The organism is Peribacillus asahii (assembly GCF_004006295.1).
Classification (GTDB): Bacteria; Bacillota; Bacilli; order Bacillales; family DSM-1321; genus Peribacillus; species Peribacillus asahii_A.
Window position 1 is genome coordinate 3154324 of record NZ_CP026095.1, and the last position, 26674, is coordinate 3180997.

Sequence of the window (26674 nt, forward strand, 5' to 3'; positions counted from 1 at the left end):
GTGTAGTTCAACCATTCACTATTCTCTAAAAATTCTAACATATTTGAAGACAAATGCAACCGTTGTACTCTTAAAAAGTGCTTTACCCAAAAATAAATAAGTAAAAAACACGACCTATCGCTCCTAATGGCGAAAGTCGAAGTCTTTTCTCACACTTTAATCCTTTAGAAAAGTTAAACTTCTTAAAAAATAAAAAAGTAACCGCGAAGGCTACTTTTTTATTTTTCCTTTATCATAAGATTTTCATAAAATTTATCTCTCATCCGCTTGTCTTGCTTCCGTCATTTGCTTCCAAACAGAACCTTTTGCTGCTTCTCCATTTTCAATACGGTCAATCGCCATCTTTACTTGTAGTGCGACTTCAAACTCTGGATCTTTCTCTGCTTGTTTTAAAGCAGGCAGCACTGACTCATTTCCTGCTTCATAGAGAAACATTGCTGCTCTCCATCTGACAAGCTTATTTTTATCCGCTAATGCTTGCGCCATTTCACCCATCGCTTCTTCAAATCCTAAATCAGACAAACAATCACCCGCTGTTCTTCTAACAGCTGCACTAGAATCTTTCAATGCTTTATACAAACTTGGTAAAACTTTTGGATCTTCAATCATTCCTAAATACACAACGGCTAGACGACGAATAGACACTTTGTTATCATCTAATGCTTTTTCGAGTAGAGGAATATCCTCCACGGTCGGATCTTCCATTTGCTCTAATGCTTGATAGCGTTTTTCCCAATTTTCATCATCAAGCATATCTGCAGTAAGTTTGATTTTAGGTCGCTTAACGATTGGATCTTTTTTATCCTGTGCCTCCTGTGCAGCTGCGACTAATTGATTGACTCGTTCCTCTGGATAAGCAGCGACAAGCTCATCCGCTACCTCTTTTCCGATTTCCTCCATATCTCCATAGCGTACTCCATAATCTTTCCACTTACGAAGCATCACAACATTGTCATCCTCTTTTTGAGCAGCTGCTACCGCTTTAACAAAATAATTAGGCAGGGCAAATCGTTTCTCACTATTTCCATCACTCATTTTGATTTGCATTGGAATGCCTTTAAATTGTTGAATCATGACCGTTACTTCACCGAAATGTTCAAGCATCGCTGTTTGCCGCGACTGCTCAGTTGTTTCCTCACCAAACACTTGACGAATTTGAACTAATATATCTTTCCAATCATATTTGGCATTTCGCTCTACAGCTAAAAAATCGGCTACATGATACACGCCTTTCACACCGTCAATTTTAAACAGCTCTTGAATAAGTGCTGGCGCTTGATCCGCCCCATCTTTTTTATAATTGTTGCTTTTACCAGCTGGCAGTTCTTCTGTTAAATTAATTTTCATTGTATTTGGACTTGGTGTAGGTTCAATTGATTTAATTTGCATCATTTAATCTCCTTCATTCACACGTTGTTCGCTCCATCGATTTTATCATATTCAACGGAGAATCTCATGCAATCCGGACTGAAGGTAAGAAAGTGACCGTCTAAAAAGCCCCTAAAATAAAAAGCATTAACGAAAAGCCAATGGACAGCGCCATTCCTTTGCTGGATTTTATTGTTCATGGCTCTGATAAACGACATTTTCCTGGCTGAATTCCTCCATTTTGTCCTTAAACATACTTTTTAAGGACGGTAAAAAAGTAATGATTTGAGAAGAATGATTGTTCAACAAACCGGAAGGCTGCCCCAAAAGCCATTTTCATGATTTTTGGGGCAGCCTTCTCACTGTTATTCCTCTTCCAGCTTCTCTGCTAAATATGTCCATCTTTCCATCATATATTCTAACTTTTCATTTAGTTCACGTTCTTCTTCTACGAGCACATGAATCTTTCCAAAATCACTTCCGGCTGCTGACATTTCCTCAGTAATTTCGGCTAGTCTTTGTTCTACTTCTTCCATCTTGCCCTCAATCTCTTCCCATTCTTTCGTTTCAGCATACGTTAATTTCTTCTTTTTCTTTTCGGTACGCTTTGGGACAGGAGGCGCCTCAACTGCCTTTTCCACGACCACTTCTTCTATTTTTTCTTCTAAAAACTCTGAATAGCTACCGTAATAAAATTGGATATCTGCTTTTTTCTTAAACACAAACAATTGCTGACACGTCTTATCTAAGAAATAGCGATCATGTGACACGGTGATAACAACGCCTGCAAATGTTTCTAAATAATCTTCAAGCACCGTTAATGTTTGCGTATCTAAATCATTGGTCGGTTCATCTAGCAGCAAAACGTTTGGAGCTGACATTAAAATGCTTAATAAATAAAGGCGGCGTTTCTCTCCACCCGATAGCTTACGAATCGGTGTTCCATGCGTATGCATTGGAAACAAGAAACGCTCAAGCATTTGCGCCGCTGAAATATGGCTGCCATCCTTCAATTGAATTGAATCAGCCGTTTCACGAATATATTCAATCATTCGCATATTTTCATTCATATCGACATTTTCCTGTGTATAATAGCCGATTTTGACCGTTTGACCAACTTCTATTTCACCAGCATCAATCGTTTCGCGACCTGCTAATATATTTAGTAACGTTGATTTACCGCTTCCATTGCTTCCAACAATTCCAATTCGATCTCCTGGTTTAAAAAGAAACGAAAAATTCTCGATAATAGGTTCCGGCCCAAAGGACTTCGAAATCGACTTTAGTTCCAGCACCTTTTTCCCAAGCCGTGCTCCACTTAACTCCATTTCTAGTTGATCGTTATTACCTTTATGCTTCAAACCAGCCTCTAGAGACTCAAATCGTTGAATTCTCGCCTTTTGTTTCGTTGTTCTTGCTTTTGCTCCTGTACGAATCCAGGCTAATTCTTTTTTAAACAAGCTTTCTTTTTTACCGCGCTCAATCGACTCATTTTCTTCACGAATGGCTTTAGCTTCTAAAAAGGCCGCATAATTTCCCTTGTATTCAAAAAGGCGACTGTTTGCTATTTCCCAAATTTTATTAGAAACATTGTCCAGGAAATAACGATCATGCGTAACGAATAAAACAGCGCGAGGATATTTCACTAAATAATCCTCAAGCCACTTAATACTGTCGTAATCTAAATGATTTGTCGGCTCATCCAAAATCAATAAATCCGGTGTCTCAATTAGCGTCTTGGCAAGTGCTACTCGCTTCTTCTGGCCACCTGATAATTGTCCTAATGTTTTTGAATAATCCTGCATTCCAAGCTTCGATAAAACAGTTCTCGCATTCGCACTTGTATCCCATGCATTTAGTGCATCCATTTCCTGCTGTTCTTGTAATAAGCGATTTTGAAGAGTTGAATTTTCCGGATCGTTTTGTAACTCGACAAGTGTTTTTTCATATTTTCTAATTAATGAAAAAATCGGAGTATCACTTGCAAACATATATTCCATCATCGTTAACGATTCATCAAAATTCGGATCTTGCGATAAATAAGAAATGCGATAATCATTCGGATGAGTTTTCTCGCCTATATCGCTCTCTTCCTTGCCTGCAATAATATTTAATAACGTCGATTTCCCCGTTCCATTAATACCAACAATCCCTATCTTTTCTCCTTCTGAAACCGAAAAAGAAATATCTTTAAAAAGCAGCTTTTCACCTTGTGTTTTCGTTACTTTCTCCATGCTAAACACTTTCATATCGTCTATCCCATTCCCCAATCTATTAGTTATAACCTAGTAAAGGTCTATTGTTCCCTCATTATTTATGCAAACATTTCTTGATATCTTCTTCCATTTCAAACGGTTTTGTTTGAGGAGCATAACGGCTTACAATCTCTCCCTCTCGATCAATTAAAAATTTCGTAAAATTCCACTTAATCGATTTGGACCCCATCATTCCGGGTGCATGTTCAGTTAAATAGTCAAACAATGGATGAGCCTGTTTTCCATTTACATGTACTTTCTCAAAGATAGGGAAAGTAACTCCATGATTTAATTTACAATACGTATCAATTTCTAACGAATCTCCAGGCTCTTGACCAAGAAACTGATTGCATGGAAACCCTAAAATGACTAGACCTTCTTCTTTATAGCGCTCATACAGCTTTTGCAAATCTCCATATTGAGGAGAAAACCCACATTTACTTGCCGTATTCACAATAACAATAACCTTTCCTGCATATTCCTCAAGCCAAATTTTCTCACCATTGATTTTATTTACTTCGAAATGATAGATAGACACGCTAATCTCTCCCAACTATATAAGTTGATACTACTGATTCATGCCTTTTTAAAAAACGTTTCCATCCATTGCAGCGACTGAATTAAGTACTCAATCATATCGACTAAGTCGTCGATTTGGTCTTCCTTCACCAGCCTATCAAAAGAAATCGTAAAGGTCGAAGAGAAGGACTCCTGCTTTGTATTCATCATGGTAGCCACTGTTGTCCAAGCAATCGATCGTTGTTCACCCCAAATGCCTGCTAAACCTGTTAATATAGATACCGCCTGCTCTTTTGTTAACTGCTCCAGCAAATTCACAAAAATTTCTACGGTTGAACCATTCGAACTTTCGTTATTATATCCCGCTAATAACTCCGAACTTAAATTTTCAAGAGAAGCTGACAGACGGATACCTCCACTGACTTTCTTATGTATACGCGGTTCCTTTAATTCAAATTCTACCGAATACTGTCGTGACAGCGTAGCCAAATTCATCAAATCATCTCGTTTAATCACAAGAATATCTCCATAGAAGTCCCGGTCATACACCGCTCCCTCCAGTATTACTTTCATATTATCAAATGCCGTTGGGTCAAACAAATACTCATTCACCTCATTTTCATTTACAACAAGCTTATATTCTTCATTTTACCACGTTATAAAACATCAACCTGTATAAGAATTTGTAAAAAACCCTTTCCTATTTTTCAATATTCTATATAATAGAAATATTATTAATTTAATCGTGGGTAAAGGGGGAGAACTATGCCAATCAAAATTCCTGGCCAATTGCCAGCAAAAGAAATATTAGAACAAGAAAATATTTTTGTTATGGACGAACAGCGTGCGACTAGTCAAAATATTCGCCCTTTAAATATATTAATCTTAAATTTAATGCCTGAGAAAGAAAAAACAGAAGTACAGCTACTTCGTTTTTTAGGTAATACACCACTCCAAGTGAATATTTCATTCCTACGTCTTAGCACGCATAATTCTAAAAATACAAGTAAGCTTCACTTAGATCAATTTTATAAACCATTTTCTGAAGTCAAACACAAAAGATACGATGGCTTAATCATTACAGGAGCTCCCGTTGAAAAACTTCCATTTGAAGACGTCAACTACTGGGAAGAGCTGAAAGACATTATGAATTGGTCAAAAGACAATGTCACATCTACTCTACATATTTGTTGGGGTGCTCAAGCCGCATTGTACCATCATTACGGCATTCACAAATACGAATTACCACAAAAATGCTTTGGTGTATACAAACATGAAGTCCTGCTGCCAAACGAAAACCTTGTTCGAGGCTTTGATGATTTCTTTTTGGCTCCGCATTCACGCTATACAGATATTGATTATGCAAAAATCAAAAACCATCCCGAACTGAAAATTTTAGCCGAATCTGATCAAGCCGGTGTTTTAATCGCTTCTTCCAAGGATGGTAAAAATATTATGATTACAGGTCATTTCGAATATGATGCAACAACGCTTGCTGATGAATATCACCGCGATCATGAACGTGGCATTTTTACACAGCTGCCTGAAAATTATTTTCCACAAGATAACCCTGATAACACACCTTTACATCGCTGGAAAAGTCATTGCAGCTTAATGTTTTCTAACTGGTTAAATTATTACGTATATCAATTAACTCCATTCGAATGGGATTGAAGAGGAAAGATTAACCAAAAACCTATTCTAGTATAAGAAGCGAGCTAATTAGCATAATTATGTAAAAAAATTGACACAGTTATGCCTCAATTCAGCATGTTCTTATGCTAAATTCGCTGCATTTTTAATGATGAAAAGAGCGTAACTCAAAGGTCGAATAGATGCCTTTTGAGTCATGCTCTTTTTGATAATTTCTCATCATCTACAATAAAAAAAGCCGTATATAACGGCCTTATTTAGTATTTTCTTCATTTCTTTTTTGAATTGCTCGCAAATCTGCGATACGCTGAGGAGACTCTTCAAAATATTCAACAAGATCTCCTACGCGATCAATGGAATCCCAACTAAGGTGATGCTCGATTCCTTCTACATCTTGATAAATATTTTCTTCCTTCACACCTATTAAGCGTAACATTTGCTCTAACAGCTCATGGCGATATACAAGACGTTGGCCAATTTTTCGACCATTTGCCGTCAAAACAAGCCCTCGATACTTTTCATAAATTAAATATTTTTCTTGATCTAACTTCTGAACCATTTTCGTAACAGAAGATGGGTGAACAGACAAGTTTTCCGCAATGTCAGAAACTCTCGCATATCCTTTTTCTTCAATTAATAAGTAAATTTGTTCTATGTAATCCTCCATGCTCGGTGTAGGCATCCAGAATCCTCCCATTCAAACGCATATAAAAAAAATTGTACTATACATATATCCTTGAGACAAGAATCACGTTGTCCAAACTATTCTAATGATGCCATATTTTATATACGCTGTACAGATGTAGGTGGATATGAACTACTCCTATCGTTTTTATTTTTCTCTCCTTTTACGCTTTCTGCCAATTGGACAATTTGTGCAATATCCTATTCCTTCCATATCTTCTTTCAATTGATAATATAAACAACATGTTTGACGATCTGGATGGATATGAAGTTCTTCTCCTATTTTCAAAAAGCGACTAATTGGATTTTCTAACAAATCAAACAGTTCTCCACTAGCACCTTTTAAGTAGTGAAAATCGCTATCTACTCTCTGCTTTTTTATAGACGTTACTTCTTGCTCCAAAACTTTACGATACACAGAGTTAATTCGAACAGCTAGATTTTCCCATAATATTGCCGAAGAAATACCCGATATTTTTTTTAACATATTCCAAACAGGTGTTATATGATTGGAGAACAACTCCTGTAATAGCTTTTCACGCCACTGTTCTCTCGTACCATCCATTCCTTGATTCCATTGACACAAGTATTCTTGAATAGATAAGGTTTGTTTTGTGCTGAACGAGCATGCTTTTAGTGGTAAAACGAATACACCATTAAATTCAACCATGCTATATAATGTAGACGCCACAACAAGATAAGCATACCTTTTTGAAAACATCGACGCTGTTACTGATAAACTAGGTGCTTGTAGCTGTTGCATCTGCTTTTGAAGAAACAACCTACACTTTTCTTCCTCTAACAAATCAGTTACTGTCATTACTTCGGCAACTTGTGATGCGTCATATATATGAAATTTTTTCTTGATCAACAAGATCTCATTCGTTCTAGAACTGTTCATTTATATCACCCTTAAAATGAATTACGATTCTTAATCAGTAAATAAATAAAAAATGGGGCGCCAATGCCAGCTGTAAAGACACCTACTGGAATATCTAATGGTTGAAAAGCATATCGTGCAATCCAATCGGCAAGAACGACTAAGATTGCGCCAATGCCAGCTGTTGTAATGAATAAGAGCGACGTATGGTGCCGAACAATTCTTCGTGAAATATGTGGTGTTAATAAGCCGATAAAACCGATTCCTCCAGCAACAGAGACAGATAATCCACAAAGCAATGCACTAAACAGCAAGAAAACGATTCTAAAGCTTTTTAAGTTTAAACCTAGCTCTTCAGCAATAGAATCTCCAAAACTATATAATTCAAACTTACGTGTTGACCATAGAACCATAATAAATAAGATAAAGAAACCAATTAAAATAGAGATTGTTTGAACCCAATTGACCGCATACAAACTTCCAGTAAGCCATAAATACGCTCTCTCTGATGAAAAAGAAGCGGATGTAACAAGAATATACAAAATAATGGCATCGGCTAGTGAAGATAAACCAACTCCAATCAACACAAGACGATTTGCCGTTATCAATGGATGTAGAGAAAAAAGATAGATGATGAAAAAGGTAATAATAGCCCCCAAAATAGCAAAGATTGGCGTCCATTGAACACCCATCCCCTCACTAAAATATGTTAAAAATAAAACAGCACTTACAGAAGCACCACCAGTAACCCCAATAACGTCTGGTGAAGCAAGCGGATTGCGAATAATTCCTTGAACAATTAATCCTGCAATGGCGAGTGCTGCCCCCACAATCATGCCAGATAACACGCGCGGCATTCTTAATTCACCTAATGCAAATTCATTTTCAATCGGTGCTAATTGAAATATATAATTGATAATTTCATAAAATGGGATCACATCTGTACCAATCATTAAACCTAATAAAAGAGCCCCTATTAAACTCACGAATACCGCAATCGTTTTATATACTTCTTTTTTAATCAGAAAAAAAGATACTTTCTCATTTTTTGTACGAACAACCCATCTATCATTCACGTGCACGCCCTCCTTTAAAAGCAACATAGATAAAGAATGGAGCCCCAATAAATGCTGTGATAACCCCTAAAGGAATTTCCGCAGGCGGATGAATAAGTCTTGTACTTAAATCAGCAATTAATAAAAAGATACTCCCTAACAAAATTGAATACGGTGTTAACCACGGATATCCATTTCCAACAATCGCTTTCGCTAAGTGAGGAATAATTAAGCCAACGAAACCAACATTTCCAATTACCGCTAACGAACCACCTGCTAGTACAACCATTAAAATAAGTAATGTCACTTTCATAATGAAAACATTTTGCCCTAAACCTTTCGCAATACTTTCTCCAGATGCATAAATGTTCATCGATCTGCCTAGAAAACAAGTAACAACAAGTGAAACAAGCAAGTATGGCAACACAGCTAGAATCATATCTAATGTTCTTCCACTAATCGTACCCGCCATCCAAAATAAAACATCACTCATCCCTTTTTGATTCATCAATAAAATAATTTGTGTAAATGAAACAAACATCGCATTCGCAGCGATTCCAGCTAAAATGAGTTTGATAGCTGAGGTACTTGAGCGGCCTAATGAACCTAAAAGATAAACGAGAAAAGCGGCTAATAACGCACCTAAAAAAGCAAAATACACAAGAATATGTAAATCTGAAACTTTAAATAATACAACGCAAACAACAATAACAAAAATCGAACCTGAGTTAATCCCTAATACGCTAGGAGAACCTAATGGGTTACGCGTCAATAATTGACTGATTACACCTGCTACAGCTAATGAAGCTCCTGTCACAACAGCTATCACCATACGTGGAAAGCGTTCTTGCCAAATAATAATATGTGCTACATCTTTGGAATTAGACGATGTTAGCGTTTTGTAAATATCCGTCAGCATAAAATTCGTATTGCCAAACATTAAACTAGCTAACATACAAATAATTAATAAAAGAGTTAATAAAAATAAACCTATCCATTTCATTTTATCTTGTCGTACGATTCGTCCCATTTAATCACCATTCATTCTTTTCGACATCATTCCATAAAAACAGCGTAAGGCGCCTGAAACTAGGCACCAAAACGTATCGAAACTTGTATACTTTCTTACCTTTTTAGAAAAACACGACTTATCGCCTCTAATGACGAAAGCCGCTGTACCTAAAGGTATGACCTGAAGGCCCTCTTTTCTTATACTTTTACCCTTTAAAGAAGTTAAACGTTCTTAAAGGATCGGCTATGTTATATGTTGATTTTTATCAACAATATTGTTTAACACAGCCAAAGTATAAAGAAAACCCGCTTCAATAATGAACATGATTTGTTCATTTCTCAGCAGGTTATATTTTTGAAATCATTGAAAAGAATCAATCTATGACTTATTTTTTCAAATCATATATCTCATATAAACTATCAAGCATTAAATTCGCTGATTTATAACCAGCACCTGCGCTCCAATACACTTCATCAACTTGGTACACTTTGTCGTTTTTCACAGCATCAAGTTCTTTCCAAAGTGGATGGCCTGTCCACTCTTTATAATTCTTCTCAACAAGTTCCGTATCTTTAGATGCATTGAAATTAAAAATTGTATCTGCATTTAAATCTGGAATACGTTCCTTAGATGTAATTTTTTCTCCCCACTCTTCTGAATCATGCCCTTTTGGACGCTCAAAACCTAATTCATTTAAAATAGAACCTGCATAACTATTGTAATAAACACGCATATGATCTGAACGGAAGTTTGTAATAGCTGCTGTAATTGGTAAACTGTCGCCCATTTGCTCTTTAAAATCTTTTACTCGATTATCCCACTCAGCCACTAATTCTTTTTCTTTATCTTGTTTATTCATCGCATCAGCCATTAAATGCAGTGTATCTTTCCATTCATAAATCGTATCATCCATAATTGTTGGAGCGATTTTAGAAAGTTGCGGATAAATTTTCTCATGACGATAGATAGAAGCAATAATCAAATCTGGTTTCAATTTAGCAATTTCCTCTAAATTCGGTTGCAGTTCTTGACCAACAATTGTCGTACCTTCTAAATCAGTTCTTAAATATTCATAAATTGGTTGTTGATCCCATGATTCAACGATACCTACTGGCTTCACACCAAGTGCAACAGCTGTATCATTCGCTCCTTGATATAAAGTGACAATTCTTTTCGGCGTACCTTTTATCGTTGTTTCTCCTCCAGCATGTTTAATAACACGCTCTTCTTGAGCTGGTGCATCTTCTTTTTTCTCATCTATGCTTGACTTTTGTCCACAGCCTGTCACGATGAGCAAACATGCTACGACATATAAAAGAATAGATAATAACTTTTTGCTAGAAAACATATGTACTCCCCTTTAATTGGTAATGATAATTATTATCACTGTTAATTATACCGAGACGAACTTTAATAACCATGAACATTTACGTTTAATGTTTGGACATTTCCGTCATCATGAACTAATCCATTGATTTTATCCAACAGTAAATCATGCGATAATGATGTATAGCATGTATACAGATGCTGAGTGTCATGTAAACAATAAATAGCTCCATTTTGGACAGCCTTTAAATTTTTCCATACAGTATGAGCGTACAATGCATTCACTTGATCTTGAATAGCTTGATCCATATATTCTGTACCATCATGCTGATAAGTAGTGAGAAGAATTCGATCTGCATCAAACTCTGCTAAGTCTTCAAGCGTGATCTCCTTATAATGATCAATCTGTTCTACTCCTTTAGGGAAAGCAAGGTGTAAATCTCCATAAAGAACCGTACCTACATTCCGTTTTCCATACACACACATTTTCCCATCACCAATTCCAACAATTAAAATGTTCTCCTCTCCGATACTTTTCTTTAACTGCTTACGAATATTTTCAGCTTTTCTCTCATAATTCTCTAACCACCTTCTTGCTTCTACTTCTTTACCAACGACTTTTGCAATTGTCTGAAAATGAATGCGCCAATCTTGAAAGAAAGGAAGTGTGATTGTCGAAGCAATTTGATCATATAGTTTCTCTTTTTGAGATTTCTCAAAATCGCGAAACTCACATGTCAAAATTAAATCAGGGTTTACTGAGATCAATTTCTCCAAATTAGGCTGATAGTCACCGATTGATATCGTATGACGTAACTGATTGGAAATTGGATATGCATGATTCTTGACAGTCGCATACGGTTCAATACCAAGAGCAACTAAATGACCGGTCAGCAAATGCTTTAAGGAAGCAATTTTACTTGAATTTTTAATTCTCTCTACATAAGCAGTTGGTGAAAATCCAGTCACGGCTTTGAACTTTCGACTAAAATAAAATTCATCATTGAATCCCACGCTGTTTGCAATCGAACGCAAAGGATCTTTCGATAAAATGAGCAGCTGTTTTGCTCGATTGATGCGAACTTCCGTCAAATATTCCATTGGACTTTTTCCGATTTTACATTTAAATACTCGCGAATAATAATCTGGACTCATGCCAGAAAGTGCAGCTAGATACTCACGCGTAATATTTAAAGAAAAATGTTGTTCTATGTAATCTTGAGTACTTTTAATAGCCTGATTAACATCTCGTTTTTGCTCTTGAAAATTCGCTTTAAATAAAGCGACAAGCAATTCTTGAAAAATAATATTTCCACTCATTACATCCCATGGACTCTGACTTTGCTGTTTCTTTTGTATCTCCTCCACTCGACCGAGCAAATAATCAAAATAGCTTGTAAAAATCTCATCTGCATACTTCAAGTCTGTTGTTACATAATGACTATGATTTTTTGTCGTTTGAAGAACGAAAAACTGAAGATGATAGTAATCTATTGAATCGTCTCTATCAAAAAGAAATTCTACAGACACGTTCGGAGAAACAAGAAAAACTTGTTGCTTATGTAATGGATAGCTTCGTCCATTCATAATAATCTCCCCGCTAGCTTCTTTAAATAACAAAAGAGTAAACATGGAGGTCTTTCGAGAGAAAAGAGAGGGAACCGAGCGAACATGTTTAATATCTCCCAATTTATATAAATAGGAAGATAATTTTCCAATCAGATTTTTATTTTTATACATAGTCATCCACCTTTTATATATAATGACAATCATTCTCATTATATAATAAATAATGCCAAAATAAAATGCTATCTAAACGAATAGGCGCTCTTAATCATTGGCTATATTAAAGAACATTGTTGCTAAGACGCTTTTCAGACAATTACTTTGAGATTTCATATCTACAAATATGTAAATAAATGATTCTTTTGCTAGACGTTTATCTTCACAATTAACTATAGATCCAATTAAAGCTGTCCCATAAATCTGTTTAACAGACTTATAGGACAGCTCCTCCATTGACAAAATCTATTCCAGCTTCTCTTCGTATAATTGGAGTATATGCTTTAATTCATCGAAGCGAACAAATCGAGAAACTCTATATATTTCCTTTCCTTCCACAAACAGAAGTAAAGTCGGTGCTGAGAAAACCACATATTCGGCCGTAATTTCGGGAACATCCTCCTTAAACACATACATCCCTTTAACTTGTAAATATGATTTCAATAGCTCGCTCATCTTGAATTGAACAGATTCACATACACCGCAGTTTCCTGCCTTAACCAATAGAAGAACTGATGGACTTCCTTGGATTGTTTCCTTTATTTCATTTAAATTCATCATTTTCTGCATACAATCACCTAATTTCTTACTTCATTTAAAGAGCAAACTCCTCGATTTTACTTTGAAAAATTTGAAGGGCTTTAGATATTTCAGCGTTCTTATTCTTTACGATAGAAAAAGGTCTTTTTACTTTGTGATTTTTGATGTAGAGAGCATATAATAAATTTGTTTCTAACTCACTATTCACTGCCCATCGAGATAATAAAGCAATTCCCAATCCAGCTTTGACGGCTTCTTTTACCCCTTGATTGCTACTAAAAATAAAAGAACGTTTGATTGTTAAATTCAAATCATCAATCAATCTATCCATATACGTCCGCGTTCCCGAACCTTGTTCTCTCAAAATCCAAACTTGATTTTGAAACAACTCCTTTTCGATTAAACTTCTTTGAGATAAAGGATGTTCCTTTGGGGCAACAATAATCATGTCATCTTCCATAAACGGCTCAATAATAAGATCTTGAAAATCCGCTTTTCCCTCAATTAACCCTATATCTAATTCGTTCATTCGTACTCCATGAATGACATCATCTGTGTTTGAAATAATCGTTTGAATATCAACAAGAGGATATTGAGTCGCATACTTCGCTAATACCTTTGGAAGAATATACTCTCCGATTGTGAAACTAGCCCCTACTCGTAATTTCCCTGTTACAATATGCTGCAAATCATGAATTTCATATTTTGCTTCCTCATAATGTAATAAAATTTGCTTAGCATGTTTATATAAAATGACTCCCGCTTCGGTAAGGCTTACTTGCTTAGGTGAACGATGAATCAACTTAGCTCCTAATTCATTTTCTAAATTTTTAATATGCAAACTAACATTCGGCTGAGAAATATGCAATAGCTCTGCTGCACGAGTAAAGTTTTTTTGTTCAATGACTGTTACAAACACCTTCATTACATCTACAATCATATATAAACTCCTATCCACTCACTTCAATCATTAGTTTTTTTAATACTTACTATATTATATATATATTTAACTAATGAAAGAAAGCACTTTATAGTTTAGGTAAGAAAGTGCAAACCGTTATGTTGGAGTGATTAAAATGCAGCAGCCGTACACCGAAGAACAGCAGAAAAAAATATTCTTTTTTAGAGGGATTGGATTAACATTCGTTATTGCTCTATTTGCTAAATGTTTAGCATGGCTCCCTTTTTTCAATATGATGGGACAACTCGTGATAGCGATTTTAATAGGAATGACGTGGCAAGCTGTATTCAAAGTACCAGATGTTTTATTAGCCGGTTCGAATTTTTCGAGTAAAAAACTACTTCGTTTTGGCATTATTTTATTAGGAATGCGGCTTAATTTCGTTGATATGATAGATGCGGGCCCTAACGTTTTTATTCTTGCTGTTATTAATATTGTCCTTACTTTGATTATCGTGTATGGATTAGCTCGACTTTTTAAAGTAGATGAAAATTTAGGAATCTTAACAGCCTGCGGAACGGCCATCTGTGGAGCTGCCGCTGTTGTAGCCGTTGCTCCACAACTAAAAGCAAAAGATAATGAAATAGCCATTGCCGCTGCAACGGTAGCAATTTTAGGAACCATTTTTACAATGAGTTACACAGTACTCTATCCTATTATGCATTTAAGTTCACACGGTTATGGTATTTTTTCCGGTGCTACTTTACATGAAATTGCGCATGTCATTGCTGCAGCTGAACCTGCGGGAAAGGACGCTATCGATACCGCCATTATTGTGAAATTAACAAGAGTCGCATTGCTTGTTCCAGTAGCTATTGTCATTGGAATATGGATGAACCGTTCAAAAAATAATAAACGAGATACAACTTCATGGACACCGATTCCAATTCCATGGTTCATTTTTGGATTTTTATCTATGAGCGTGATTAATTCTTTAGGCATTATTCCGGCTTATTTAGTCCACTACATTGTTCTTCTTGCTTATACATTCATCGCAATGGCTATGGCTGGATTAGGATTAAATGTTGATATCGCCACTTTTAAAAAATTAGGCCTTAAACCTTTTAGTGCTGGATTGATTGGTTCTATTTTGCTATCAATTTTAGGATATGTACTGATGCATCTTTTGAATTTAGTTTAAGCTTTATAAACAAAAGACTACCTTCCATTTCATTCGGAAGGTAGTCTTTTTTAGCTTGTTGCCTTTTTCGTTTTGGAAGTCGATTTCACTTTTGGTGATTTCTCTGGTTTAGTTTGTTCAATGCTCTTATTTAAAGCTTCCATAATACTTATGATATTTTCCTTGTTCGGATTTATAACAGATTTTACTTGGACATCTTCTTTCTCAATTTTTGTCTCAATCAAATCAAGTAAAGCTGTTCGGTATTCATCTTTATAATCTTCGGGCACGAACGGTACCGTCAACTGATTAATAAGAGTAGTTGCTGCAATAAGTTCCTTCATTTGAATCGTTACTTGTTCTTCAGAAGGCAGGTTAGGCACTTGTTGAATCGAACGTACCTCGTCTGGATAATGAATGGTTTCAAGAATAAGTCCATGTTTATATACACGAATGATAGCTAAATGCTGTCGGCTGCGCAGTGAAATTTTTACGATACCGATTTTTCCAGTTCTCTCTAACGCTTGTCGAAGAAGGACATAGGTTCTTTCAGAGCCCTCCATTGGATTAATAAAGTACGAACGTTCAAAATAAATCGGATCAATTTCCTCTAATTGTACAAAGGAAATCAGGTCAACTGACTCCACTTCGTATTCTTGCTTTAAATTACGTAACTCTTCTTCACTGACAATAACGTATTTGTTGGCACCATATTGATAAGCCTTGACAATATCCTCAGGCTCAACCGGTCCTTCTTCGCACCCCGGAGCTACCTTTTCATATTGAATCGGCACAAGACAATCTTTATGAATGCCAATAAGCTTAACGTCTTTGTCTTCAATAGCACTGTGAAGTTTAATCCCGATATTGATCAAACCAAACGATAGATTGCCTTTCCAAACTGTATGCATGCGATCACCTATACTCTTTTTCCATTACTATGTCCTAAGACAAGAAAAACATAACCAATCATGCATCCCATTTCTCTTTTTCGCAGGCTCATCATGCTCATTGTTGAAAAACATATTGAACAGTTTATCTGAAGTTGCTGGTAATTGGCATTGTTACAGTTGGATTCCCCCATCTATTAATGAAGATTTAAGTTTTCTCCCAGGATACAAGATTTATCGGTCTCAGCATCACTTATTATAAGAACACTTCTCCGTCATTTAATTGTTGGAAAATATATTGAACAGTTTCTATATCTGAAGCTGTTGGTAATTCGAATTGTTGTTGATACGTTTCAGCACCTTTCCCTGTAATAAAAACCCAATCTCCTTCATCCACTTGATCCAAAACGTTTTTTATTGCTAAAGTACGATCAGGTATGACAGATCCGCTTTGATTTAACTTATAAAGATCTTGCTCCATATCGTCATAAGAAACACCATTTAAATCATCTAAAGTAAGAACACTATTATCACTGAATGTTTGAGAAAGATTTACCATTTCTTTACGTTTATCGGTATCCCTATTTCCTCTAAAGCCATAGATATGAAACACTCGTTTAGCCCCCTCGTCTCTGGCCGTCTGCAAGCAGTGATAGAAAGCATCGGCAGTGTGAGCATAATCAACCACAATAGTGGCTCCATTATTAGGATGCTGCATCATTTCAAACCTGCCGGGAACACCAGAGAACATTTCTAATGCCTGAATAATTTGGCTGCTAGGAAGACCCATTTTTTGAGCCGTTAAAAAAGCCATGGAGGCATTCAGAATATTGTGATATCCTAACATCTTGAGATTTAGGTTAAAACTTTGGTTCCTTTCAAAAATCAATGTAAAAACATTTGATTTTACCTTGTCAACTTTTAAATTATGGTGGCTTTCATCCCCTATGATACATATATCTTCATCCTTTAGGTTTAGAAGATTCACCAACTTTTCTCCCCAACTGTTATAATGATTAACAATCGCTTTCCCATGCGGTTTTAATTGATTAAACAATTTGGCTTTCACTAGAAAATATTCATTCATATCATGATGGTAATCAAGGTGGTCATGATCCAAATTGGTAAATAAACAGTAGTCAAACTCCACACCTTCTACTCGGTATTGTGATAGGCCATGGGACGAAACTTCCATAATAACACATTCGTCTTCACTTAACGCAAGCAGTCTCTGCAATTCAAGAGCATCAGGAGTAGTGTTTTGAGAAGGAGAAACTTGACCATTTATCACATTGTGCACCGTACCAAATACGGAACAGGTTCGGCCTAACGCTTCTAAAATATGTTTAAGCATAAAAGCAGTAGTCGTTTTACCATTTGTCCCTGTTATCCCAATTAAAATCTTCTTTCGTGAAGGATGTTCATAAAATTGACAAGCCAGTTTAGCTAAGGCTAAACGACTGTTAGATACTTTAATATAAGGAACAGGTAAATCCTTTAAGTTTTTTTCTCCCACGATTACACTAGCCCCAGCTTTTATAGCCGCTTCAATGAAATCATGACCGTCCACCCTGTAACCCGGGATTGCAACAAATACCTCATTTGGTCTTACAGCAGCTGAGTTAGTACTTATCCCCTCAATATTCATATTAGGAATAGATTTATGTGCAAGCTTTTCAACACATTCTAATAGGATGTTTAATTTCAATTCCTTCTCACTCCTGAAGTTATATAATGGTTGATGATTTTTGGGAATTCGTTGAAATTTTCCTCTTTCTATTTAAAAGAATTTACTTTATTTATAACCAATTACAAAATTCATAACCAAAAAATATGAGCTTCTTCATCGCGTAGACAGATTATTCTTTTCTTAGCTTTTTAAGCTTTAGAAAAATAAAAAATGCAGCCCAATCAACTTGGACTGCTATCCATTAAATTACTGGTCAAACTCCATCTTCCAACTAAAATACTCATTATCCGGATTTTTCTCATAGCGTAACTTCGCATCGAATTTATTGCCTTTTTTACTTGTTAATCCTTTAACCGGTGCTATGCCATTTTTCAATAGTGCCTTCACCATCGTCTTTGTAGGCTTCTTCTTCATCGTCGCTAAAAATTTATCATTTTTCCAAATGACGAATTTACAGCCATTTTTCCAATTGCTGCAGCCAAAGCCTTTTTGTCCTTCAATGACGGCATGACCACAAAGGGGGCATTTTCCTAATACTTCATTCGGCTTCCTTTCTGTCGTTACTTCATGAATCGTGATTTCTTTTTCAGTTTTGATTGTTTCAACGGCTTTTGTTGTGAAATTAAAAATAAGCTCTAAAAAATCATTTTTACTGAAGTTTCTTTTTTCAATATCGAACAGAGATTTTTCGAGGCGTCCTGTAAATTCTAGATTGAATAAGTCTTTGATTGGAAACGTTTCAACAAGCTTTCTGCCTAGCTCTGTACAAACCAAATTTTTATTTTCCATCGAAATATAGCCGACATCTTTTAGCTTCTTAATGGTTTCGGCACGTGTAGCAGGAGTACCTATACTAAAACCGCTTAAAATAGCATGCACATTTTCTTCACTTTCACCGTCACTGTCATAGTTCTTTCCACATGTCTCCATCACGCGAAGCAATGTTTTTTCAGTATGCTGCTTAGGCGGCTTTGTAACATGAGAAGTAATTTCATGCTTGATGATCTCTATAGGATCGTTCACTTGTACGAGTGGCAAAATCGTATCTTTCGATTGAACCTTCTCAACCTTTTTCCACCCTTCGACAAGCTGTACTTTTCCTTTCGAGAGAAAGATGCCTTTTAAATCTGCATTCGCAATTTTTGTTTCAATTCTCGTTTCCTCATATTCAGCAACCGGCATAAACTGCATAATAAATCGGTTTTTAATTGCCTGATATACTTGTGCTTCATCCTGAGTGAGATTTTTTGGCTTCAAGTAAGTAGGCACAATCGCACTATGGCTTTCTACTTTTGCATTATCAAAGACCCTTTTTGACTTCACAAACTTAATTTCATCTCGATATGGTAAATCTTCTGATAACGTTTCTAGCACTTTTGCTGTTTTCCCGACTAGACTTTCTTCTAAAGCGATACTCGATGTTCGTGGATAGGTAATGAACTTTTTCTCATACAACGATTGGGCGACTTTTAATACTTTATCCGATGTCCATCCTTTATATTTACTCGTAATATGTCCTTGCAAATTCGATAAATTAAATAAAAACGGTGGATATTCCTTTTTCTTCTGTACTTGCTTATCGTGTATGATTGCGGATTTGTCAGCTAACATCTGTTGAATCTCTTCCAGTGTTTCTTTACTTTTAAACTTCTCTTCTTTTCCTTCTATATATGTTCCTTCATATTCTTCATGCTTCTTTGTTTGAAAAGTAGCTTGCAGCTTAAAATAGTTTTCTGGAACAAAGCTTTCAATTTCTTTATCGCGATCATAAATAATTTTTAACGTCGGCAACAGTACGCGTCCAATATTTAACGCCTTACCCTTCCCCTTTTGATATTTTAGAGTGGCTACGGATGTTAAGTTTATTCCTATTACCCAGTCTGCCCATTGGCGGCTAACACCAGCATCTTGCAAGGGCTTCAGCTCTGAATTGAGCTTAATATTTTCTAACCCTCTCATCACTTCAGCTGGAGTCCATTCGTTTAATAATAATCGATATACCGCTTTATCTGTGCCCAAGTTATAGATGATACTATCTCCGATAACTTGTCCTTCACGGTCATAATCACAAGCTGAAATAATAGCCTCTACATCTCGTCTTTTCATTAAACTCTGAATAATCTTTAGTTGCTTTTTAGCGCCCGTATCTGGCTTTTCTCTATTCCTCGGATCACTTTTCACTTTATATTTAAAAGTTGGCGGAACAAAAGGGAAGTTCTCCATTTTCCATGTAGACATCTTCTCATCATAATCTTTTGCATCATATAGTTGAAGTAAATGGCCGAACGCCCATGTTACAATATAGCCATTCCCTTCAAAATAACCGTCTTGTCGATTTTTTATTTTCAGTGCATCTGCAATATTCTTCGATACAGATGGCTTCTCTGCAATAATTAACTTCATTGAATTAATCACCTTACATCTAAAATTTCCGAAGCACACTTGCTTAGTTTTTTATTTTATCATAGACAAGCTTATAATTGGCAGAAGATCATATAAGTGTACTTACTTAAACATTTAAATTGTCGTTACATACCTTTATTATTATTTAAAATAATCGTTCAATATCGTTACAATCATATGAAAAATTTACATTTTTTTAAAATTCCATCTGTACTAGAACGCTATAATAGTAATTGATTCGTTATTGTTTTGATGAAATAAGTGAAGTCGTTTAGGAGGTGGTTGAAATGTTCGCCGGACATTTCGGAGTTGCTGCTGCAGTGAAAAATAAAGCACCAGAACTTCCGCTTTGGTCGCTGCTGGTCAGCACACAATTGCTCGACATTGCGTTTGTTCCATTTAATTTAGCTGGAATAGAGTCAATGGAGCCAATAGGTGAAGGCGGCTATGCCCACATGATGATATATGCATTCTATACTCATTCTTTCGTGGGAGCACTATTGCTTACTATTCTAGCAGCATGTCTTGCTGGAGTATTTTGGGGTAAAAAATCAGGAACTATTATAGGCGCTGTCGTATTTAGCCACTGGATACTAGATTTAATTGTTCATCGCCCGGATCTGCCTATTCTCCCAGGAAATGCAGGTAATCTTCCACTTCTTGGTTTCGGACTATGGGAATCTGTTCCCTTAAGCATTCTAATAGAATTTCTCTTAATTGCAGTCGGTTCTTTTTTTTATTTCAAGCATGCTCTTCAGTCATCAGGTCCTGAACGCAGAGGAAAAGGGATTGCAGCTGGATTTATCATGACTGTCTTTCTCTTCCTTTCTTTGGCCATTGACGTTTTCTCATAAATATACGGGCGGAAACCTCATTTACTTATAATAAGGATATCTAAATAAGTTTTTATGCTCTTCTCAAAACCGAAACTATCTAATCTATTCCCTTTAAAGATGGATGTTTCAAATTGATTTAAAGGAAAACATTCAGAAATTTACTTTTTCAAATACAACAAAGAGCATCAAACATCACCATGCTAAAAAAGGAAAAGCAGACACAACAAATGTAGGCTGTAAAGATTTACAGCCTACAATCATTCCAGTTTCTTAATAAATAAAATAAACATTCTCTAACACATATTTGCCATTCTTTAATTGGGTAAATTTAAATTTGACTGTTACCCAACCAAAGGCATCAAAGTTTTTTGGTTGGAATTGGTACGTGAATGTAGCAAATCCCGTTCCTTTATACGTATTGTCAACTTTCAACTTGGACGTTTTGACTTCTTTAACAGCCTTCGAATAAGTGGAAAGAGTTTTTTTCGAATTGACTTTTCTCATTTCCTTTACTTTTTGGCTGTAATTATCACGTACATATTTGCGGCCAAGTAAATAGTTACTATCTGCTTTCTCAGCTACATGTTTATTAACATATGAATTGAAAGATTTAGTTTTTCCTGTATTAAGAGACTCACCATAAATTTTTATAAGTTTAACAGCTTCCGGCTTTAATTCACTTGTCACTTTTTTCATGCTAAATTTCTTAGGGAAAGTTAGTACCCCTTTTTTCGAAACAGTAGCAGATGCTTTTGTCACACTGACAGATGTAGATGTTTGCTGTGTAACTTTAGTTTCTGCTCCGACTCCTATTGAGCCAAATAAAAGGCTACATGCTAGAATCGTTGACATGATTATACCTTTTTTTAATTTCTTTCTTCTTTGTTTCATCAAAACTCCCTCACTTCTATCCTCTTTGTTAATGTAGGTTTTTTCAATATATATCCATATTAACCAATATTATCATAATAAATCTATTATTTGATTTAACACTTCAAAAAACAGGATAAAATACCCGGTATATTCATTTAAATAATTAAATCAATCTAGGTCACTTTTATTTACAAAAAAATAGTTGAAGACAACAGAGAAGAATTATAAAGCACCCGTCCTCATCCAAAGTATATTAAGAGTTGCCGAAGTAACTAAACTTTTTAAATCAAAAAAGCCAGATTGAAACTGGCTTTTTTATAGTTGAAAGCAATTTCTAACTGCACCTAAAACCTCTCACCCACAATATAAGGACTTGTGATCCGCTAATGAATTAAGTAATGAGTTCCATTCAACAGCTATCCAGATATACTTTCCTTCTCATTCATTTCTCAACAAATCTTTTATACTAGATTCATATTTTAATAAGAGATTCCCCCTACTATTTTCATGGTCCGTATAACACCTTCCTCTTTACTGCTCCATCGAAATTAATTCAACTAAAAACCAAAAATACCCTTAATAACCAATTGTAAATTAAAAGAATTTTTGTCCGACCCCCCAAATTTCAAAATGACTACCTAAACCTTTATTGATGGTCATTTTTTGTCGAAAAAGTTTGTCTGATGGATGAGCAACATTTAGGATCACTTTTGGTTAATGTTCCAATAAAGTGAAACTTCCATCAGTGGGGGTTTTACTTCATCCCCCACTGATGGTTAGTCACGTTCTACGGTCACTAAGATCCCCGCTTCGCTTCAATCAAGTGACCGTACGAACCTGATTGGTTCAACTATACCTTTGAAAATCGCAAAGGTAAGTTTCACTGTATCTCACCAATCGGACCTTTACGGGCAGTTGTCCCCCACCTATCTTCCTTGTTCACTCTGAATCTTGAGGTGGGGGTCTTGCTGCCCGTTAAGAGTGAAATAAATTTTTTAGAGAGATTAATTGTATAAAATCAACCTATTAAATATAATTATAAATTTTTCGACACTACACCTATGAGGAGGAATCTAAGTGAATCGAGTTTTTATGTGGGTTATCAGATCATTGTTTGCACCTGTCACTGGAAATGCAGGAGCAGTTGCAAGTACACTGGGGTTTTTTCTGGCCTTTTTGCCTTTAGATAATTTAAGAGTTCCATTATTGCTTGCTTTTTCACTTTTGTTGCGTCTTAACATTATCGCCCTATTTCTTGGAACGTTGATTACCATTTTCATCCCCAACATTAGCCATTTACCCTTTCTAGATTTACATATACTAGAAGATTTTTGGTTATTTTCTGTCCTAGAAGCTAAAATACAACTTTCGCAAGCGATTGCAGCAGGTGTCCTAGGGGGGGGAATCGGTCTTGTTTGCTATTTTTTCTTCCACTGGTTTTACAATTTAGGACTGAAAAAAAAGGAGAGAAATCAAGAACATGTTTTTCTTGATCCTGCCAAAAGACGCTGGTCCATTATTAAACGAATAAGTGCAGGCTTTATTGTTTTAATTGTTTTAGTATCGACTTTTTTTATCGAAAGCCTTAATACTAACCCAGCATTTCCTGAACTTCAATTGAATAATAGCACAGCAAAAAGTGGGATTGAGCCGATTAATACAAGTTTAAGTGAAGAAGAGCTTGCTTCACAGATTCAAAAAACGAAGCCTTCCCCTATTATTCAAGAAAATATGGGTCTGTTGAACAAAAAACAAATAGCTAGCAAACAAGAAGTTTATGGTTTTTATGTCAATTGGGACGAGAAAAGCAAAACTTCTTTTAAAAATAATATTCATTCTATTACAACGTTAGTGCCGGAGTGGCTGCAACTTACTTCTAGCCTTACTCTTGAGGACAGTACTGACAACTCTATTGTTGCAGAGGCAAAAGAACATGATGTAAAGATTCTCCCATTAGTTAACAATTTTATTGATAATAAATGGGATGGCGATATACTGCATCGATTATTTACTACTCCCGGTGCTGAAGATCGTTTTATTAAAAACTTGTTGGCTTATGTGAGAACAAATGGCTTTGACGGTATTAATATAGACTTTGAAGAAATTAATCAAAAGGACAAAGCTCATTTCACTCGTTTTATGAATAAAGTTTCTAAAGCATTTCATCAACATGATCTCATGGTCACAGTGGATGTCCCTCCGAATAACAATAGTTTTGACTATGCTTCTTTAGCAACTAGCGTTGATCGGATGTTCGTCATGCTATATGACCAGCACCACGCCATGAGTAAACCCGGACCTATAGCTCCATCTAATTGGGTAAAAGAGAACTTACAGCAGCTCGATATTCCTTCCGAAAAATTAATTGTGAGTTTAGGAAACTATGGCTACGACTGGGAGGAAAACTCTAATCAGCCCGCAGATGCAATGACATTCGGGGATATCACGAATCTGGGAATTAAAATAAATCCCAAAATCCACTGGAATAAAGAAGCAGGCAACCCTTATTTACGCTATAAAAAGAACGGAAAAAAACACATTGTTTGGTTTTTAGATGCTGCTACATTTTATAATCAAATGAAGTTATCGATAGACAGCGGTTCGAAAGGAATAGCGGTTTGGCGCCTTGGTTCTGAAGATCCTGCTATCTGGAATTACATTAATAAACCAAAGGAAATAGACAATCCATCCAATGCCCTTAAAACCTTGGTCAGCTCTGATCCTGTTCACTATACAGGGGCTGGAGAGATTTTAAAAATTGTTTCTCAATCAGAAAAAGGACAAAGAACCATTCAATTGAATTCACATGGATTGATTGAAGCCGAAACCTATGTGAAATTACCAAAGCCTTTTCAAGTGGCTAGGTATGGGAAATCGAAAACGAAAGAAATCGTCCTTACCTTTGATGATGGTCCGGATCCAACCTATACAAAACAAATATTGGACATTCTGGATAAGAATCATATAAAAGGAACCTTCTTTATAGTTGGAGAGAATGCTATGATGCATCCCGACCTCGTTAAAAGGATGTATAAGGAAGGTCATGAAATTGGCAGTCATACCTTTAGCCATCCTAATGTTGCATCCATCACACCGTTTCAAACAAAAATGGAGATTAATGCAACTCAACGTTTATTTCAAGCCATTACAGGTCATTCAATGAACCTTTTCCGCCCACCGTTTGAAGCCGATGCAGAACCAAGCACCAAGAGTCAACTGTTGCCTATATTGCGGGCACAGGACATGGGTTATACTATGGTTGGAGAATCTATTGACTCTAACGATTGGAAAAGAATTTCTAGTAATGAAATTGTAAAACGGGTATTGGATCAACTGCCAGAAGGAAATGTGATTTTGCTGCATGATGCTGGAGGCGACCGCTCCAACACAGTAAAGGCCTTGCCCATTATTATTAAAGAACTTGAAAAGCGCGGCTACACCTTTACCACCATTGGTGATCTAATTGAAAAAAGTGATAGTCAAATTATGCCCCCTGTTACGAAGCAGGATAGCCCTTATTTAATCTATGACAAGGCTGTATTTAAAATCATGCAAGGCTGGAGTTCAGGCTTAAACTTCTTGTTCTACTCAGCTATCCTTTTAGGAATCTTGCGGCTTGCTATCTTCGTTTTTCTATCTAGAAAGCAGGTAAAAGAGTACAAAGAGATCGAAATCGACCCTAGCTTTACACCTTTTGTAAGTGTCGTTATTGCAGCCTATAACGAGGAGAAAGTCATTTGCAAAACAGTTGATTCAATTTTATCCAGCGATTACTCAAACTTCGAGGTACTGATTATCGACGATGGATCAAAGGATGATACTGCTGCTGTTGTTCAAAAAACGTATGCAAGTCATCCTCTCGTGAGATTGATGAAAAAAAACAATGGGGGAAAATCTTCTGCTGTTAACCTTGGTTTTAAAGAAGCAAAAGGGGAAATCGTAGTTGCTCTAGACGCTGACACACTCATTGCTGAAAATGCTATCTCACTGCTTGTAAACCATTTTAAAAATGAAAATGTTGCCGCTGTTTCAGGTAATGTAAAAGTAGGCAATAAGGGGAATCTCCTTACAAACTGGCAGCATATCGAATATGTGACAGGCTTTAATCTAGAGCGAAGAGCCTTTGCCGCTCTCAATTGCATTACGGTTGTTCCAGGAGCAATCGGTGCATGGAGAAAGACAGCAGTAGAAGAAGCTGGATACTATAAAGAAGATACACTGGCAGAGGATACCGATATCACTCTTACTCTTTTACGTCTTGGGAAAAAGATTGAATTTGAAGAAAAGGCTTATGCCTTTACAGAAGTACCAGAGGATATTAAAAGTCTTGAAAAACAGCGTTACCGCTGGGTTTATGGTACATTACAATGCTTATGGAAACATCGCGGGGCATTATTTAATAAAAAACATAACTCATTAGGGTATATCGGTCTTCCAAACATGTGGATTTTCCAATATATTTATCAAACCATATCACCTATTGCGGATATATTGTTCATTATGGCCCTTTTTGGCAAGCACCCTGGTAAAGCAGCCATTGGATTTATACTGTTTTACTTGCTGGATTTCTTTACTTCTCTATATGCGTTTCGATTGGAGAAAGAAAGTCCTAAACCACTAGCTTCCTTGTTTCTACAACGAATTTTATACAAGCAGCTTATGGCTTATGTCGTAATAAAATCCATCTTCTCGGCAATAAAGGGAGTAACCGTTGGTTGGAATAAACTAAAAAGAAAAGGAAATGTTACTCAAGAGACCTATATTGCGGAGGTTAAGGAAAAAATATAATAGAATACCTGCACAGGCCTTTCCATTTGGGAAGGTCTT

At 36.1% G+C, this 26674-nt stretch carries 21 protein-coding genes; 5 read left to right on the plus strand and 16 right to left on the minus strand.

Features of this window, described 5'->3' with window-relative positions; all coding sequences use genetic code 11:
* Positions 1-252 precede the first annotated feature (252 nt).
* The 4 genes from BAOM_RS15545 to BAOM_RS15560 all read right to left on the minus strand — a co-directional run bounded on the left by BAOM_RS15545 (position 253) and on the right by BAOM_RS15560 (position 4742).
* On the minus strand, positions 253-1389 hold the full coding sequence (locus BAOM_RS15545) for a conserved virulence factor C family protein (protein ID WP_127762592.1): 1137 nt from the start codon (positions 1387-1389) through the stop codon (positions 253-255).
* 344 nt (positions 1390-1733) lie between these two features.
* A complete protein-coding gene (locus BAOM_RS15550; RefSeq protein ID WP_127761061.1) occupies positions 1734-3617 on the minus strand; it encodes an ABC-F family ATP-binding cassette domain-containing protein in 1884 nt (627 codons plus the stop codon).
* Between the two features lie 61 nt (positions 3618-3678).
* Positions 3679-4161 (minus strand): glutathione peroxidase, encoded by a 483-nt coding sequence (locus tag BAOM_RS15555; RefSeq protein WP_127761062.1) that lies wholly within the window; start codon positions 4159-4161, stop codon positions 3679-3681.
* A gap of 38 nt (positions 4162-4199) precedes the next feature.
* A complete protein-coding gene (locus BAOM_RS15560) occupies positions 4200-4742 on the minus strand; it encodes a hypothetical protein (protein ID WP_127761063.1) in 543 nt (180 codons plus the stop codon).
* Between the two features lie 165 nt (positions 4743-4907).
* On the opposite strand from BAOM_RS15560, the gene metA reads away from it, so the two are divergent.
* Positions 4908-5816, plus strand: coding sequence for a homoserine O-acetyltransferase MetA (metA, locus tag BAOM_RS15565; protein WP_127761064.1), 909 nt, complete (start codon positions 4908-4910; stop codon positions 5814-5816).
* 232 nt (positions 5817-6048) lie between these two features.
* Here metA and mntR read toward each other — a convergent pair whose 3' ends face one another.
* The 8 genes from mntR to BAOM_RS15605 form a co-directional block, all read right to left on the minus strand.
* Positions 6049-6477, minus strand: a complete 429-nt coding sequence (gene mntR, locus BAOM_RS15570; protein WP_127761065.1) for a transcriptional regulator MntR — start codon at positions 6475-6477, stop codon at positions 6049-6051.
* 150 nt (positions 6478-6627) lie between these two features.
* The gene (locus tag BAOM_RS15575; RefSeq protein ID WP_127762593.1) at positions 6628-7380 is read right to left on the minus strand and encodes an IucA/IucC family C-terminal-domain containing protein; all 753 of its coding nucleotides are present in this window, start codon (positions 7378-7380) and stop codon (positions 6628-6630) included.
* An 11-nt stretch (positions 7381-7391) separates the two neighbouring features.
* Entirely contained in the window at positions 7392-8435 is a 1044-nt protein-coding gene (locus BAOM_RS15580; protein ID WP_164853257.1) for a FecCD family ABC transporter permease, read from the minus strand.
* The gene (locus BAOM_RS15585) at positions 8428-9444 is read right to left on the minus strand and encodes a FecCD family ABC transporter permease (protein WP_127761067.1); all 1017 of its coding nucleotides are present in this window, start codon (positions 9442-9444) and stop codon (positions 8428-8430) included. Before BAOM_RS15585 ends, BAOM_RS15580 begins: the two co-directional genes overlap by 8 nt.
* Positions 9445-9811: 367 nt before the next feature.
* Positions 9812-10774: an ABC transporter substrate-binding protein gene (locus BAOM_RS15590; RefSeq protein WP_127761068.1), complete on the minus strand. Its 963-nt coding sequence runs from the start codon at positions 10772-10774 to the stop codon at positions 9812-9814.
* Positions 10775-10836: 62 nt separating this feature from the next.
* Positions 10837-12492, minus strand: a complete 1656-nt coding sequence (locus BAOM_RS15595; protein WP_127761069.1) for an AraC family transcriptional regulator — start codon at positions 12490-12492, stop codon at positions 10837-10839.
* Between the two features lie 288 nt (positions 12493-12780).
* On the minus strand, positions 12781-13104 hold the full coding sequence (locus tag BAOM_RS15600; RefSeq protein ID WP_127761070.1) for a thioredoxin family protein: 324 nt from the start codon (positions 13102-13104) through the stop codon (positions 12781-12783).
* Between the two features lie 25 nt (positions 13105-13129).
* Entirely contained in the window at positions 13130-14014 is an 885-nt protein-coding gene (locus BAOM_RS15605; protein WP_127761071.1) for a LysR family transcriptional regulator, read from the minus strand.
* A 136-nt stretch (positions 14015-14150) separates the two neighbouring features.
* Between BAOM_RS15605 and BAOM_RS15610 the strand changes: the two genes are divergently transcribed.
* Positions 14151-15176, plus strand: coding sequence for a YeiH family protein (locus BAOM_RS15610; protein WP_127761072.1), 1026 nt, complete (start codon positions 14151-14153; stop codon positions 15174-15176).
* 50 nt (positions 15177-15226) lie between these two features.
* Here BAOM_RS15610 and ku read toward each other — a convergent pair whose 3' ends face one another.
* From ku to BAOM_RS15625, 3 genes are all read right to left on the minus strand, one after another.
* Positions 15227-16066 (minus strand): non-homologous end joining protein Ku, encoded by an 840-nt coding sequence (ku, locus tag BAOM_RS15615; RefSeq protein ID WP_127761073.1) that lies wholly within the window; start codon positions 16064-16066, stop codon positions 15227-15229.
* A 235-nt stretch (positions 16067-16301) separates the two neighbouring features.
* Entirely contained in the window at positions 16302-17753 is a 1452-nt protein-coding gene (locus BAOM_RS15620; protein WP_127761074.1) for a UDP-N-acetylmuramoyl-L-alanyl-D-glutamate--2,6-diaminopimelate ligase, read from the minus strand.
* A 228-nt stretch (positions 17754-17981) separates the two neighbouring features.
* On the minus strand, positions 17982-20138 hold the full coding sequence (locus BAOM_RS15625) for a type IA DNA topoisomerase (RefSeq protein WP_127761075.1): 2157 nt from the start codon (positions 20136-20138) through the stop codon (positions 17982-17984).
* Between the two features lie 287 nt (positions 20139-20425).
* On the opposite strand from BAOM_RS15625, the gene BAOM_RS15630 reads away from it, so the two are divergent.
* On the plus strand, positions 20426-20992 hold the full coding sequence (locus BAOM_RS15630) for a permease (RefSeq protein WP_127761076.1): 567 nt from the start codon (positions 20426-20428) through the stop codon (positions 20990-20992).
* A 103-nt stretch (positions 20993-21095) separates the two neighbouring features.
* A complete protein-coding gene (locus BAOM_RS24560) occupies positions 21096-21248 on the plus strand; it encodes a hypothetical protein (protein ID WP_164853258.1) in 153 nt (50 codons plus the stop codon).
* On the opposite strand, the gene BAOM_RS15635 is transcribed toward BAOM_RS24560, so the two are convergent.
* The gene (locus BAOM_RS15635; RefSeq protein ID WP_127761077.1) at positions 21245-21865 is read right to left on the minus strand and encodes a hypothetical protein; all 621 of its coding nucleotides are present in this window, start codon (positions 21863-21865) and stop codon (positions 21245-21247) included. The genes BAOM_RS24560 and BAOM_RS15635 overlap by 4 nt on opposite strands.
* 1059 nt (positions 21866-22924) lie before the next feature.
* Here BAOM_RS15635 and BAOM_RS15640 point away from each other — a divergent pair.
* Positions 22925-26635 carry a trifunctional glycoside hydrolase family 18/polysaccharide deacetylase/glycosyltransferase family 2 protein gene (locus BAOM_RS15640; protein ID WP_127761078.1) on the plus strand — a complete coding sequence of 1237 codons (3711 nt, stop codon included), beginning with the start codon at positions 22925-22927 and terminating at the stop codon, positions 26633-26635.
* The last annotated feature ends 39 nt before the right edge of the window (positions 26636-26674 follow it).